The 13,949-nt window shown below is 58.7% G+C and carries 12 protein-coding genes; 4 read left to right on the forward strand and 8 right to left on the reverse strand.

From position 1 onward, the window contains the following. Positions 1 to 88 precede the first annotated feature (88 nt). The 4 genes from ltrA to VMP31_RS09970 form a co-directional block, all read right to left on the reverse strand. Positions 89 to 1,381, reverse strand: coding sequence for a group II intron reverse transcriptase/maturase (gene ltrA, locus VMP31_RS09955; RefSeq protein ID WP_325506605.1), 1,293 nt, complete (start codon positions 1,379 to 1,381; stop codon positions 89 to 91). A 495-nt stretch (positions 1,382 to 1,876) separates the two neighbouring features. Then, positions 1,877 to 2,689, reverse strand: coding sequence for an OmpA family protein (locus VMP31_RS09960; RefSeq protein WP_325506607.1), 813 nt, complete (start codon positions 2,687 to 2,689; stop codon positions 1,877 to 1,879). Then, positions 2,689 to 3,042, reverse strand: a complete 354-nt coding sequence (locus tag VMP31_RS09965) for a DUF4398 domain-containing protein (protein ID WP_325506609.1) — start codon at positions 3,040 to 3,042, stop codon at positions 2,689 to 2,691. The genes VMP31_RS09960 and VMP31_RS09965 overlap by 1 nt, the downstream gene beginning before the upstream one ends. A gap of 10 nt (positions 3,043 to 3,052) precedes the next feature. Beyond that, positions 3,053 to 3,883, reverse strand: coding sequence for a substrate-binding periplasmic protein (locus VMP31_RS09970; protein ID WP_325506611.1), 831 nt, complete (start codon positions 3,881 to 3,883; stop codon positions 3,053 to 3,055). 111 nt (positions 3,884 to 3,994) lie between these two features. Between VMP31_RS09970 and VMP31_RS09975 the strand changes: the two genes are divergently transcribed. Beyond that, positions 3,995 to 4,924 carry an alpha/beta hydrolase gene (locus tag VMP31_RS09975; protein ID WP_325506613.1) on the forward strand — a complete coding sequence of 310 codons (930 nt, stop codon included), beginning with the start codon at positions 3,995 to 3,997 and terminating at the stop codon, positions 4,922 to 4,924. Between the two features lie 116 nt (positions 4,925 to 5,040). Here VMP31_RS09975 and VMP31_RS09980 read toward each other — a convergent pair whose 3' ends face one another. Further along, the gene (locus VMP31_RS09980) at positions 5,041 to 5,970 is read right to left on the reverse strand and encodes an electron transfer flavoprotein subunit alpha/FixB family protein (RefSeq protein ID WP_325506615.1); all 930 of its coding nucleotides are present in this window, start codon (positions 5,968 to 5,970) and stop codon (positions 5,041 to 5,043) included. After that, complete coding sequence (locus VMP31_RS09985; protein WP_233684359.1) at positions 5,971 to 6,720, reverse strand: electron transfer flavoprotein subunit beta/FixA family protein; 750 nt, start codon at positions 6,718 to 6,720, stop codon at positions 5,971 to 5,973. 319 nt (positions 6,721 to 7,039) lie between these two features. Here VMP31_RS09985 and VMP31_RS09990 point away from each other — a divergent pair, with 319 nt between their 5' ends. Then, entirely contained in the window at positions 7,040 to 8,704 is a 1,665-nt protein-coding gene (locus tag VMP31_RS09990) for an electron transfer flavoprotein-ubiquinone oxidoreductase (RefSeq protein ID WP_325506617.1), read from the forward strand. A gap of 279 nt (positions 8,705 to 8,983) precedes the next feature. Here VMP31_RS09990 and VMP31_RS09995 read toward each other — a convergent pair whose 3' ends face one another. Together VMP31_RS09995 and VMP31_RS10000 are read right to left on the reverse strand one after the other, a co-directional pair. Further along, the gene (locus VMP31_RS09995) at positions 8,984 to 9,553 is read right to left on the reverse strand and encodes a DUF1285 domain-containing protein (protein WP_325506619.1); all 570 of its coding nucleotides are present in this window, start codon (positions 9,551 to 9,553) and stop codon (positions 8,984 to 8,986) included. Positions 9,554 to 9,562: 9 nt separating this feature from the next. Then, entirely contained in the window at positions 9,563 to 10,165 is a 603-nt protein-coding gene (locus VMP31_RS10000) for a DUF4823 domain-containing protein (protein ID WP_325506621.1), read from the reverse strand. A gap of 648 nt (positions 10,166 to 10,813) precedes the next feature. Here VMP31_RS10000 and VMP31_RS10005 point away from each other — a divergent pair. Beyond that, a complete protein-coding gene (locus VMP31_RS10005; protein ID WP_325506624.1) occupies positions 10,814 to 11,626 on the forward strand; it encodes an EAL domain-containing protein in 813 nt (270 codons plus the stop codon). After that, positions 11,610 to 13,949: Ig-like domain-containing protein (locus tag VMP31_RS10010; protein ID WP_414705444.1), on the forward strand; the 2,340-nt coding region annotated here is incomplete at its 3' end. The genes VMP31_RS10005 and VMP31_RS10010, both read left to right, overlap by 17 nt.

Genomic DNA, 13,949 nt, shown 5'->3' on the forward strand with positions numbered 1-13,949 from the left:
ATCGGCATAGGGGACGGCCTTCACAGGCCGCTCCCCTGCCACACCACCCGGCATGCGGGTCCGCACCGGGCGGTTCGAGAGATTGAGGTTATGAGAGACGCACTAATCCCAGCCTGTCGAACCACGCAATATTAAGCACGCGATTCAGATCAAGACGGCTGTTACGCCACCAGCGGCGGGTGTTTCCTGCCACCTTCTGCGCCACCTGGTTATTCGCACCAAGTGCTCGCAGCTCACGATACGTCGTCGTTCCGCGCTTCCATTGTTTAAGCTGAATTGATCGCAACCGGTGCCGTATCCATTCGTCCAGCGCACGCCAGACGGCTGGGGTTTGCGACAACCCGAAGTAAGCTTTCCAACCTAAAATGTAAGGTCGCAGGTCATCGACGACCTGCTGCAAGCTACGACCACACGAGCGTCGGGTGTACCAACGTATTCGCTGCTTGAACTGCTTCTGCGCTCTATAGGATGCAGCTCGCTTGACTTCGCCACGGGCTAACCACAACTCATAGCCCAGAAACTTGCGGCCAAACGCGCTCGCCACCGCACTCTTGCTCTCGTTGACGCTCAAGTGCAGTTTTTCATACAAGCGCCTCAGCAAGGCCATCACCCGCTGCCCCGCCTTCTGACTGCGAACATACACATTCGCGTCGTCGGCATAGCGCACGAAACAATGGCCTCGGCGTTCAAGCTCCCGATCCACTTCGTCCAGCAGCACGTTCGCCAACAACGGCGACAGCGGACCGCCTTGCGGCGCACCGCGACGGCTTTTCTCGACCACGCCATTGATCAGCGCTCCCGCATCCAGATAAGCCCGAATCAGCCGGATAGCCGCCCGATCCACAATCCGTTTGCACAAACGATCCATCAAGATGTCGTGGTCAACCCAGTCGAAGAACTTTTCCAGATCCACATCCACCACCACTTTGCGCCCCGAGGACACGTAGCCTTGAGCCGCTAAAACGGCACCCTGCGCACCGCGTCCCGGACGGAAGCCGTAGCTGTGTTCACTGAAAGTGGGATCGAGTAATGGCTGTAAGACTTGCAGCAACGCTTGTTGGATCAGACGGTCGGTGACCGTCGGAATGCCCAGCTCACGCTGACCGCCGTCGGGTTTGGGAATCACCACGCGTCGTACCGGACTGGGCCGGTAGACTCCTGATAGAAGCTGTTCACGTATCGCGGCCCACTGCGTCAGCAGGTATTCGGCCGTCTGATCAATATCCAGACCGTCGACTCCCGCTGCACCCTTGTTGGCCTTGACCCGCTTCCATGCCCGCTTCAGGTTTTCTCGCGCAAAGGCCCGCTCCAGCAGCCCTTGCCCTGCGTTGTCGGTTTCATTCTGCGGGCGATTGACCTCGTCGCTGACGGAGCTTCTCACGGCTTCACCGCTCGCAGTCTCCGGCCGCCCCGCGTTTGGCAGGCATCTGACTTCCGGTCGTTCGCATCAACATGGCCTATAACGCTTTCTCTCGTTCGGCCCTTCGTCAAAAAAAAAGACTACTACGGCCTCTGCTGACTTCTCGCTCCGGCTGGTGCCGTCGCCCTTTCAGGCATGAGGCGAGATCTCCCCAGGTAAGAACGCAATCCTTCACCACACAACCGCCGGATTTACACAGCCTGATCCTTGACCACAAGAGCTTCGCGGTTTTATGCCCGCTCGCCCTGATCGGCCGCGCCTTTTATCCGATTCTTGTCCATCGGCTCATGGCTTCGATTCACGCTTCCTCTCCACACTCGGTCGCCCTTATGCAGTTGCGCTTCACTTCGTTCGCTGTGGTCAGCTTACGGCGGGACTTTCACCCACAAGATTGCGCCCATGCTGGGCGCACATAAAAAGCCCCGGAAAACCGGGGCTCTGTATATAGCGCGGCGCTTAGCGCGACGAGCCTAAACGGCCCTGCTCATCGGAAAAGACGATCTCCACCCGACGATTCTGCGCCCGGCCTTTGGCCGAGGCATTTTCGGTCACCGGGAAGCTTGCGCCATGCCCTTGCACCTCGATGCGCTGGGCATCGATACCCAGGTCGACCAGCACATCGGCCACCGCCTGAGCCCGGGCTTGGGACAGTTCGAGGTTTTCCTGGGCATCGCCACGGCTGTCGGTATAGCCCTCGATACGCACAATGCGCCGTGGGTTGAGCTGGAGAAACTGCACCAACCTGAGCACCGTGCGATTGGCCGAGGCCTTGAGGTCGGCGTGCCCGGCGTCGAACAGCACGTCGCCCAGGGTCATCACCAGGCCACGCTCACCCTCGCTGGTCGTCAGGCTGACCATCTGCTCTTCGAGCCAGTTGCTCTGTTCCTGCACGCTAAGCAGCTTGGCCTCACGCAGGGCCAGTTGCAGCCGCTGACGCTCCAGTTCCAACTTAACGGCGCGTTCCTGATTCAGGTTGAGGGCGCTCTTCTGCCCGGCAATCGCGCTGTATTGCTGGCTCAGGTAGGCGTAATGCGTCACATCGTCGGCACTGCCCCAGTAGCTCGACAGGCGATCAGCGCGCGCCAGGGACTCACCGGCACGAATCAGATCCTTGGCCGCGCTGCGCAGTACATCGGGATCCTCCTTGACCGTCTGAAATCCCGCATGTGCGGATTGCAGTGCCTGTTCGCTGGCGAAATGCGAAGACGCGCAACCGCTGAGCACAGTCGCCACCAGAAGCACACTAGCCAGTGCTGGCAAAGTCTTCATCACAAGTCCCCCAGCTGTCTGCGCAAACGGCTGATGCGGTTGTTCAGCTCGGCCAACTGCTGCGCGCTTTTCTCGGTCAAGTACTGGGCCTCGGCTAGGCGGGCATCCAGTTCGGCCTGTTCGGCATGGATACGCGCCTGCTTGTAGTCTTCGTCCTGCATGGCGGCCTGGGCCAAAGCGAACTTCTCCTCGGCCTGGCGCAACGCCGCGGATTGCTCCGCCGAAAGGCCCAGGGCCTGAGCCTGGACAAGCGCCTGCTCAGTCAGGCGCAACTGCTCGACGGGCGCGGGATCGGTGGCACAAGCACTGAGCAGCAGCGGCACGAGCGCTGCGCAAAAACGTCGATAGATCACAAGGCTTTTCCTACTGAATAACGTCGCTGGCGGGTATGAGCTGTTGCTCTTTCCAGAGTTGCAGATTGCGCTGCAGCAAGACCTCGGGCAACCCTGCGGCCACCGCTTCGAGCATCTTCTTCGCCAGCCCGCCCCTTAGCCAGGGTTCGTTGCAGGCGGAGTTGTGCGACAGCGCGAGATACAGACCCTCGCTGGAAACCGCTGGTTCCAGGGCCAGCAGGTCATCTTGCATTTCCAGGGTATCGGCCAGCGCCTGGCCGGGATAACGCTCGTGGAGAACATAGTCGGTGCGCCCCAGTAGCAATTTCTGGAAGGCCTGAGTCAGGCTGGTAACCCGCTCCAGGGTCAGCTGGCTCTTGGCATAGGCATCGAACTGCGGACCAAAACTGTTGCTGGCCAGGGTATCGCCCGTACGCTCACGCAAATCTTCCCAGCCGGCATAGGGGAACGCCGCGTCACGCCGCACCCAGACCACGCTGGGCGTGACATAGGGGACGGGATGCACATAGTCCATCGCATCGAGCTGCGAAGCACTGAGAACAGCACCGGCCAGCAGGTCGATACGCCCGCTGCGCACCTCATCCAGGGGCTGCGGCCAGGCTCCGCTGTCGAGCACATCGACCACCAACCCCAGTTCCTTGGCCAGGTGCTTGAGCAGGTCGGCATTGGCCCCAATCAGCTGCTGTGGGTTCTGCGGGTCGCGCCATAAATAAGGCGGGTACTCTGGATTACCGGTCGCCACCAGGCGCTCGCACTTGCCTGCGGCAGCGGCGGCCAGCCCCGGCAACACCAGTAGACCAAGCGACAACACAAAGGACTTCACTAAACCACGCTCAAGCATTGGCAAACTTCTCGACTGAACCTTGGGTGGGGCGTCTACGGGCACGCGCCGGGAGACAGGGGCTTCGTGCTAGCTTAATACGCGTCCCAATCGACGCGATAAAGAGCTGTCATGAAAAAACTGATTATCGGCCTGTTCTCACTGCTTCTGGCCACAGCCGCCCTGCTCTACCTATCGCCTGCCGTTCTGTTGGCCGGCATGCAACTGTTTGAGCGGCAACGAGCGGGCCTGAGCCTCGAACAAATCGCAGTGGGCGATCTTAACATCCATTACTACGAGGGCGGCCCAGACGATGCACAAACCCTATTGATGGTGCACGGCTTTGGCGCCAACAAGGACAACTGGCTGCGCTTCGCCCGCCACCTTAGCCAGGACTATCGGGTGATTGCCCTCGACCTGCCGGGTTTCGGTGCCAGCGACAAGCCAACCGGCAGCTACGATGTCGGCACCCAGACCGAGCGTCTGGCCAATGTGGTGCAGGCCCTGCAGATCGACAAACTGCACCTGATCGGCAATTCCATGGGCGGGCATATCAGTGCGCTATATGCCGCGCGCTACCCGGACCAGGTGCTGTCGCTGGCCTTGCTGGACAACGCCGGCATCACCTCGCCGCAACCCAGCGAGCTGATGCAGATACTCGAACGTGGCGAACCCAACCCACTGGTGGTGCGCCAGCCTGAGGATTTCCAGCGCCTGCTGGAGTTCGTCTTTGTCGAGCCACCCTACCTGCCGGAATCGCTCAAAGGCTATTTCGCCGAGCAGGCCATCGCCAACAGCGCCCACTATGACCAGGTATTCGCCCACCTGATCGAGCGCTATATCCCGCTGGAACCCGAACTGGCGAAGATCCAGGTACCCACCCTGGTGATTTGGGGAGCCGAGGACCGCGCCCTGCACGTCTCCAGCACCGAGGTCATGCGCCCGTTGTTGCGCCAGCCCACCATCGTGGTTATGCCCGCAACCGGCCATGTCCCCATGATCGAACGCCCGCAGCAAACCGCGCAGCACTATCGGAGCTTTCTTCAAGCGCTGCAGGATTAGCGCAAAAGGGCCGGGAGCGTTTGCGCGCAGACTCCGAAGAGCTCAAGCACATGGATGTGCTGAGCATAAAAAAACCCGCTCAGTGAGCGGGTTTTTTCTGCACTAAGGAAACCGGCTTAAACCAGTTTCTCCAGCTCAGGTACAGCTTCGAACAGATCTGCTACCAGACCGTAATCGGCTACCTGGAAGATCGGCGCTTCTTCATCCTTGTTGATCGCAACGATCACCTTGGAGTCTTTCATACCGGCCAGGTGCTGAATCGCGCCGGAGATACCGACGGCGATGTACAGCTGTGGAGCAACGATCTTGCCGGTCTGACCGACCTGCATATCGTTGGGTACGAAGCCTGCGTCAACTGCGGCGCGCGAGGCACCTACAGCAGCGCCCAGCTTGTCGGCCAGAGCGTACAGGTGCTTGAAGTTGTCACCGTTCTGCATGCCGCGGCCGCCGGAAACGACGATCTTGGCAGCGGTCAGTTCAGGACGATCGGACTTGGCCAGTTCTTCACCGACGAAAGCCGATTTGCCAGCGTCAGCCGCACCGCCCACTGCTTCAACGGCAGCAGAGCCGCCAACAGCTGCAACCGGATCAAAACCAGTGCTACGCACGGTGATGACTTTAACGGCAGCGGAGGATTGCACGGTGGCGATGGCGTTACCGGCGTAGATCGGACGCTTGAAAGTGTCAGCGCTTTCAACAGCGATGATTTCCGAGATCTGATCAACGTCCAGCGCAGCGGCAACGCGCGGCAGGATGTTCTTACCGTTGCTGGTGGCAGCAGCCAGGATGTGGCTGTAGCCCTTGCCCAGCTCGGCAACCAGCGGCGCGACGTTTTCCGGCAGCTGGTGAGCGAAAGCGGCGTTGTCAGCAACCAGCACCTTGGCCACGCCAGCAATTTTGCCAGCGGCTTCGGCAGCAGCGCCACAAGCGGCACCGGCAACCAGAACGTGGATGTCACCACCGATTTTCGCAGCTGCTGCAACAGTGTTCAGCGTGGCAGGAGCCAGGGCGGCATTGGTGTGTTCAGCGATAACCAGGATAGTCATTTAGATTACCTTCGCCTCGTTCTTCAATTTCTCGACCAGTTCAGCCACGGACTTGACCTTGATGCCGGCGCTGCGGGTAGCAGGCGCTTCGACTTTCAGGGTCTTCACGGTGGAAGCGGTGGAAACGCCCAGATCAGCCGGGGTAACAGTTTCCAGCGGCTTTTTCTTGGCTTTCATGATGTTCGGCAGCGACGCGTAGCGCGGCTCGTTCAGACGCAGGTCGGTGGTCACGATAGCCGGCAGGTTCAACGCAACGGTCTGCAGACCGCCGTCGATTTCGCGGGTTACGTTGACCTTGTCGCCCGCCACTTCAACCTTGGAGGCGAAGGTGCCCTGGCCGAAACCAGTCAGCGCGCCCAGCATCTGGCCGGTCTGGTTGTTGTCGCTGTCGATGGCCTGCTTGCCCATGATGACCAGCTGCGGCTGCTCTTTGTCGACCACTGCCTTAAGCAGTTTGGCCACAGCCAGAGAGTTCAGCTCATCAGCGGATTCAACCAGGATGGCACGGTCAGCGCCCAGCGCCAACGCGGTACGCAGCTGCTCTTGAGCAGTAGCCGGGCCGATGGTTACAACGACGATTTCGCTCGCCACGCCCTTCTCTTTCAGACGTACAGCTTCTTCCACGGCGATTTCGCAGAAAGGGTTCATCGACATCTTGACGTTGGCAAGATCAACGCCGCTGTTGTCCGCTTTGACGCGAACCTTGACGTTGTAGTCGACCACTCGTTTGACAGCTACAAGAACCTTCATGGATTCCTCGTTACTCTCCGGTGAATAAGAATGTCGCCAGAAGCGAACATGGCGTGAACTGCTAACCGGCCGGAACCGGGGGGTAACCAATACGGCGGACACAAAACCGCCCGTATCTTGACCGCAGGACCTAGGCTGGTCAATACAACGGACCGGCCAATCGTCTGCGATGTAGTAAGATTCTAACAGCCCTACAGAAAATTCAAACAAACGTTTGTATTGGCCCATCCGAAGGGTCTGGATATAATGCGCCAGCATCGCTCAAGGAACGAGCCTGCCAGCCAAATAAAATTAGAGAGCCTTGAGTAGGAGATAGCCTGTGGAACGCGAATTTATGGAATTCGACGTCGTCATCGTCGGCGCCGGCCCTGCTGGTTTGTCCGCCGCCTGCCGACTGAAGCAGAAAGCCGCCGAAGCCGGCAAAGAAATCAGCGTCTGCGTGGTCGAAAAAGGCTCCGAAGTCGGCGCGCACATTCTTTCCGGTGCGGTGTTCGAGCCGCGCGCATTGAATGAACTGTTCCCAGACTGGAAAGAGCTCGGCGCACCGCTGAACACTCCGGTCAAGCGCGATGACATCTACGTGCTCAGCAATGCCGAGAAGGCCACCAAGGTTCCGGACTTCTTCGTGCCCAAGACCATGCACAACCATGGCAACTACATTATTTCCCTGGGCAACCTGTGCCGCTGGCTGGCGCAGCAGGCGGAAAACCTTGGCGTAGAAATCTACCCAGGCTTCGCCGCTCAGGAAGCGCTGATCAACGAAGAAGGCGCGGTCTACGGCATTCTCACTGGCGATCTGGGTGTCGACCGCGAAGGTCACCCGAAAGAGGGTTACTACACCCCAGGCATGGAACTGCGCGCCAAGTACACGCTGTTCGCCGAAGGCTGCCGCGGCCATATCGGCAAGCAGCTAATCAAGAAATTCAACCTGGACTCCGAAGCCGACGCCCAGCATTACGGCATCGGCATCAAGGAAATCTGGGACATCGACCCGGCCAAGCACGAGCAAGGTCTGGTGGTACACACCGCCGGCTGGCCACTGGATATCGTCGCAAAAGAAAACACCGGCGGCTCCTTCCTCTATCACCTGGAAAACAACCAGGTAGTAGTCGGCCTGATCGTCGACCTGTCGTACAGCAACCCGCATCTGTCGCCGTTCGATGAGTTCCAGCGCTACAAGCATCACCCGGTGATCGCCCAGTACCTGGAAGGCGGCAAGCGCGTCGCTTACGGTGCCCGCGCCCTGGCCAAAGGCGGCATCAATTCGCTACCGAAGATGGTCTTCAACGGCGGCGCGCTGATCGGTTGCGACCTCGGCACCATGAACGTAGCCAAGATCAAGGGCAGCCACACCGCCATGAAGTCCGGCATGCTCGCCGCAGAAGCCGTGGCTGACGCGCTGTTTGCAGGCAAGGAAGGCGGCGACCAGCTGACCGGTTATGTCGATGCTTTCAAAGCCAGCTGGCTGTACGACGAGCTGTTTAACAGCCGTAACTTCGGCCCGGCGATGCACAAGTTCGGTCCGCTGATGGGTGCCGGCTTCAACTGGATGGACCAAAACATCTTCGGCGGCAAGCTCCCCTTCACTCTGCACGACACCAAGCCGGATTACGCCTGCTTGAAGCCGGCTGCCGAGGCGCAGAAGATTGCCTACCCGAAACCGGACGGCAAACTCAGCTTCGACAAGCTCAGCTCGGTATTCCTCTCCAACACCAACCATGAAGAGGAACAGCCCTGCCACCTGAAGCTCACCGACCCGAGCATTCCGCTCGGCAAGAACCTGCCGATGTACGACGAACCGGCGCAGCGCTACTGCCCGGCCGGCGTATACGAAATCGTCACCAAGGAAGATGGCGAGAAGAAGTTCCAGATCAACGCGCAGAACTGCGTGCACTGCAAAACCTGTGACATCAAGGACCCGGCCCAGAACATCACCTGGGTGGCCCCTGAAGGTACAGGCGGGCCTAACTACCCCAATATGTAAGACGCAAAACAAAGGCTCCCTCGGGAGCCTTTTTGTTGGCTATGTACCCGTTAACTGTTGCAGGCGCAGCCTCTTGTAGGAGGCACGATGTGGCGAGGGGACTAGTCGGCGTTAACCGGACAATCATGTGTAGGAGCGGCGGGGACGCCTAGCCCATGGCCGCGAAATGTCTGGCCGCGCGCGGATCGCGGGCATGACACTTTTGTAGCCCGGATGCAATCCGGGACCAATCTTGAACCCTGCCTGCGAGCCCCTGGATTTCATCCAGGCTACGTACGGCTATTCCGGCTGCGGACCGATGGGGAAAAACTCTCCACTGCTCCACACCCCGAGCCAGCTCTGGCCATCGATCTCGCGCGGTACCGCCAGCTCGACCAGCTGGTAGAACACATTGCGGTGGATCAGCGCCTCGAGATTGGTCCGCACATGCACATAGGGCGCAGGCTCCTCGGTCAGGGCGTCCAGCTCGACCCGTAGCGGATGCTCGATACCTGCTACAACCTCATCCTCGACATTGGTGATAAAGCGCAGCACCTGCGTCTCGCCCGCACCAATCACCTGCAAGGCGACCGCCACGAAAGGTGCATCATCGACCTGGATGCCGACCATCTCCACCGGGGTCACCAACACATATTTATCGCCATCACGGCGAATAATGGTGGAGAACAGTTTGACCATGGGCTTGCGGCCAATCGGCGTGCCCATATAGAACCAGGTGCCGTCGCGGGCGATACGCATGTCGATATCCCCGCAGAACTCCGGATGCCACAGGTGCACCGGCGGCAAACCCTTGCCCGCTGTTTTGGGAATCTGTGCCAGCAGGTCGCCGGCCTTGCCCGTATCACTCATCAGCCTTCCTCAATCGCTCAAACCCAGTAACCGCCGTGCATAGTCCCGCAGCGCGGGACCGATCAGCTCTTCCGGCTTGGCATCATAAAGCGTCAGCAAGCCACCGCGGCTACGAATACGCGCCGTATCGACCATATAACGGGTATTGGTCTCGATCAGCATCAACTGAATCACCCCGCGATCGGTGCCCAGACGGTCCAGCGCCTCCTGATCCTCCCACTCCTCCACCGTGCCGATGCGGTCATCGGCATAGGCAAAACGGTTATAGAGCAGATAGTGCGCGCCCGCCGCACGGGCCTGTTCCAGGGCTTCTTCCAGGCCTAACGGCCCGCGGGCACGACGGACCATGGGGAAATATTCGACAAAGCCCTTGAAGGCTTCCTCGGCCACCACATTGGGCCGCGTATTGGCACCGCCAGGCGGAGCAAAATGCCCCTGGGCGATATAGATGAAAGAGTCGGCCTGCAAACGCCAAGGGCTGGCCCGGCGCATCTGACTGTGATCGAGCATCCCGACATCGCGCAATTGATAGATAGCGCCATCGGCCAGATCACTGGCCTTCATACAGCCGCCAAGCAGCAGCACACCCATTATCAGCAACAGACTACGCATCAGGTTTCTCCAGCGGCCGGTGACGGAAAACCGGCGGATAGAGCGCAGATGCAGATTTCACGCCAGCCGCCGCACCTCAACTGTCGAAGCAAGGCTGGCACCTTGCCCCACCAGCTATCTCGTGCGCCTTGGTGATAAGGGCCTGGAGTCGTTTCACATGCGACTGGATCTGGCTGCAGTGTTGGGGTCACTTCGAAGGCGCATTTCCAAAGCCCGACGTGCGCTTTTCCGTAGTTTCCCTAACTACCTGATCAACCTTGCATGACTGCGAGCAAGACCATCGCTCTTGCAGGTTTGCCCTTGTAGGAATTCCCTTACAAACACCCTCAGCTCCGGACTAAGTCTGATACAGCAAATACGGTAATAAAATTCAATAACGCCTGATATTAAATCTTATAGATCAAGCCGATGATTAGATCCGTGATGGGCATCCCAAAAATGACCAATCTGGGCAAACGATGTGGCGCTTGACGGGCCATAAAGGACATTTATCGTTTGTCACTCTTAGCGGAAACGGCGTCTACCAAATAGCCCGCAATGGAATAAACATTGCCGGACTTTTCCTGCCTAAAGCTAACAAAAAAAAGAAAGTACACAGTTACTTTCTAGAACGTTAACCGCGGCGTATTTTTGGTAGGGTAATTTATTATGAAAGCCGACAAGCTCAGATCATCTCTGCACCATCACAACAGCGGCTTATATATTGTTTTTCAACCCCAGATTGATATCACTTCAGGCAAAACAATTGGAGCCGAAGCGTTATGCCGCTGGCACCATCCACGAATAGGTTTGATCCCGCCATCTTTCTTTATACCCATGCTAGATGCGCGAGGCCACTCAAGTACGTTGTTCTTCCTTATATTGGACGCTTGCCTGGACATGAACCAGAAACTGTCCAGCATAGGTATCCAACTGCAGTTCAGCATTAATGCTTCCCCACTGCTTTTTCTTGATGATCGCTGGATAAAACGCCTACAGAATACCGTGACGGAAAGAGTCGTCAACCCGAAATACATCACCCTCGAAATGCTTGAAAGCGGCTCGGTTAATGACACAAGGGCATTGAGAAGAAGTGTCCAATACCTCATAACCGAAGGGTACAACGTCGCCATTGACGACTTCGGCACCGGCTCATCAAACGACATACTTCTAGCTGATATTCCATTCAACAAACTCAAGCTGGACCGTTCATTTGTCGCCTCTATCGATAAGGACGACAGGTACGCGACCATATGCCGCCACCAAATCGAACTTGCAAAATCCCTCAATATTGAATGCATCGCCGAGGGCGTCGAAACAATAGCGCAAAAGCGAGCACTGCTCGAGGGCGGCTGCACCATTGGACAAGGGTACCTATGGGCCCCGCCCATCCCCAGCTCCTTCTTTTTCAATGAAATGGCTTGGATGCCCAAGCTGCATATAAACGGATATCAAGGTGTACGCCATGACCTCGTTCAATAACAAAGCGAACGTTTCCATTCCCGCTGACGCCCCGGCCGTTCATGCATCGCAGCAGCCAAGCAATTACATATTGTCTGTATCGAAGGAGAGCATTAGTAACTTCTCACGCATTGAGAATGACCTGCTTATCGAACTGAATGACGGAAAGAGCATTCGAATAGAAGGTTACTTCATCACCGGAGGCAATCAGCTAATACTTGCTGATGGAGATCAGCAGTGGCTTGTCGACATGACAGCCGCGTTGCATCAGCAGGGCGACGGCATCGCCGAAGAGCTAATCGAATACCAGTTGCTTACCGACGATGGCAGTGACGCTATCGCCGTACTGCTCGGTCTCCTGGCAGGCGGATGGCTGCTTTCTCAAGATAGCGGCGGCCACAGCAGTAATGGTGAGGAAAAAGACCTTACAGCACCTGCACAGCCTGGCATGGCGCTCGAAGACGACCGCGGTTCCGTCACAATTCCCATCGTAGAGGGTGCCGTCACCGGCGATTCAACCCCCGCCATCTCTGGTAGCAATGCAGAGCCAAATGCCCAGATCGCCCTGCTGATTGATGGCACCATGGCCGCTGTCATCACTCCGGATGCTGACGGAAACTGGAGGTATATACTTCCCCAGCTTGCAGATGGTGAACATCTGCTGAGCGTGATGCAGGTTGATAGCGCTGGGAACCAGAGCCCCGCCACCACCTACAGTTTTATCGTTGATACGGTTGCGCCCGCGGCACCGATCATCTACCTGCCGGACGTCACTAAAGACAACACGCCGACACTTACTGGCGTGGGCGAGCCTGCCAGTACCATCAAGATATTTGACAACGGCAACCTGATTGCCACCGTTCAATCGAGCGAAACCGGTAGCTGGACCTTTACTCCCGCCGAGGCTCTCGACGAAGGGACTCACGTTTTCACAGCTCAAGCCATCGATGCTGCAGGAAACGAAAGTGCGCTGTCGGCACCGTCTCCTCTGATCATCGACACATTGGCACCATCAAACCCGCCAACGATCTCGGGAATCTATGACGATGTCCCCTTCGTCGTCGGCCAGATCAGTTCTGGCAGCAGCACCAACGACACCCAGCCGACCCTGAGCGGCGCGGGTGCCGAAGCCAACAGCACGGTCAATATTTACGACAACGACGTACTGCTCGGCAGCGTAACCGCTGACGCCTCCGGCAACTGGAGCTACACCCCCGTCACCGCGTTGACCGACAGCAGCCACGCGCTGAGCGTCAGCAACGTCGATGCCGCCGGTAACGAAGGCCCGCAATCGACCCCGATCAGCTTCGCCGTCGACACCCAGGCTCCGAGCCAATCGGTCAGCATCACGGCCGTCACCGATGACGTGGCTCCGCTCACCGGCACGGTTGCCCACAACGGCACTACCAACGATGCGGACCCGCAACTGAGCGGCACCCTGAGCGCCGCTCTGGCCGCTGACGAAACCCTGGTTGTCCTGCGCAACGGGGCCGTGATCGGCACCGCTACGGTCAGTGGAAGCACCTGGACCTATCAGGACAGCGGCTTGGTTGATGGCCAAAGCTACAGCTATACCGCCCGCGTCGAAGATGCCGCCGGTAACCGCGGGGCGATTTCCACCAGCTACGCCATCACGCTGGACACCTCCGCGCCGACCCAGACCGTTGCGATCACCACGCTGCTCGACAACGTCGACCCGGTGAGCGGCCCTGTTGCCAACGGCGGTACCACCAACGACTCGCAGCCCGAGCTGCAAGGCACCCTCTCGGGGGCCCTGGCCGGCAACGAAGTCGTGGCCATTTACCGCGACGGCGCGAAGATCGGCACCGCCAGCGTCAATGGCACCGGCTGGACCTTCACCGACACCACCGGGCTGGTCAACAACGCCAGCTACAGCTACACCGCCCGCGTCGAAGATGCCGCCGGCAACACCGGCACCCCGTCGGGTGCCTACAGCATCACCCTGCAGACCAATGGCCCGGCCACCACCACCGCGATCACGGCGGTCACTGATGACGTGGCTCCGGTCACCGGCACGGTTGCCCACAACGGCACCACCAACGATGCGACCCCGCAACTGAGCGGCACCCTGAGCGCGAGCCTGGTTGCTGGCGAAACCGTGGTGATTTTGCGCGACGGGACCGTTATCGGCACCGCCACGGTCAGTGGCAGCACCTGGACCTATCAGGACAGCGGCTTGGTTGATGGCCAAAGCTACAGCTACACCGCCCGCGTTGAAGACGCCGCCGGTAACCGCGGTACGGAGTCCAACACCTACGCCATCACCCTCGACACCACGGCTCCGACGCAAACCGTCACCCTCACCCAGGCGCTGGATAACGTC

This window comes from Pseudomonas sp., from assembly GCF_035512415.1.
Lineage (GTDB): Bacteria > Pseudomonadota > Gammaproteobacteria > Pseudomonadales > Pseudomonadaceae > Aquipseudomonas.

Bases quoted from the DNA above. Each gene is read 5' to 3' on its own strand.
- VMP31_RS09960 (WP_325506607.1), bottom strand. From the start codon at position 2,689: ATGAAGACTTTGCCAGCACTGGCTAGTGTGCTTCTGGTGGCGACTGTG.
- VMP31_RS09970 (WP_325506611.1), bottom strand. From the start codon at position 3,883: ATGCTTGAGCGTGGTTTAGTGAAGTCCTTTGTGTTGTCGCTTGGTCTA.
- VMP31_RS09975 (WP_325506613.1), top strand. From the start codon at position 3,995: ATGAAAAAACTGATTATCGGCCTGTTCTCACTGCTTCTGGCCACAGCC.
- VMP31_RS09980 (WP_325506615.1), bottom strand. From the start codon at position 5,970: ATGACTATCCTGGTTATCGCTGAACACACCAATGCCGCCCTGGCTCCT.
- VMP31_RS09985 (WP_233684359.1), bottom strand. From the start codon at position 6,720: ATGAAGGTTCTTGTAGCTGTCAAACGAGTGGTCGACTACAACGTCAAG.
- VMP31_RS09995 (WP_325506619.1), bottom strand. From the start codon at position 9,553: ATGAGTGATACGGGCAAGGCCGGCGACCTGCTGGCACAGATTCCCAAA.
- VMP31_RS10000 (WP_325506621.1), bottom strand. From the start codon at position 10,165: ATGCGTAGTCTGTTGCTGATAATGGGTGTGCTGCTGCTTGGCGGCTGT.
- VMP31_RS10005 (WP_325506624.1), top strand. From the start codon at position 10,814: ATGAAAGCCGACAAGCTCAGATCATCTCTGCACCATCACAACAGCGGC.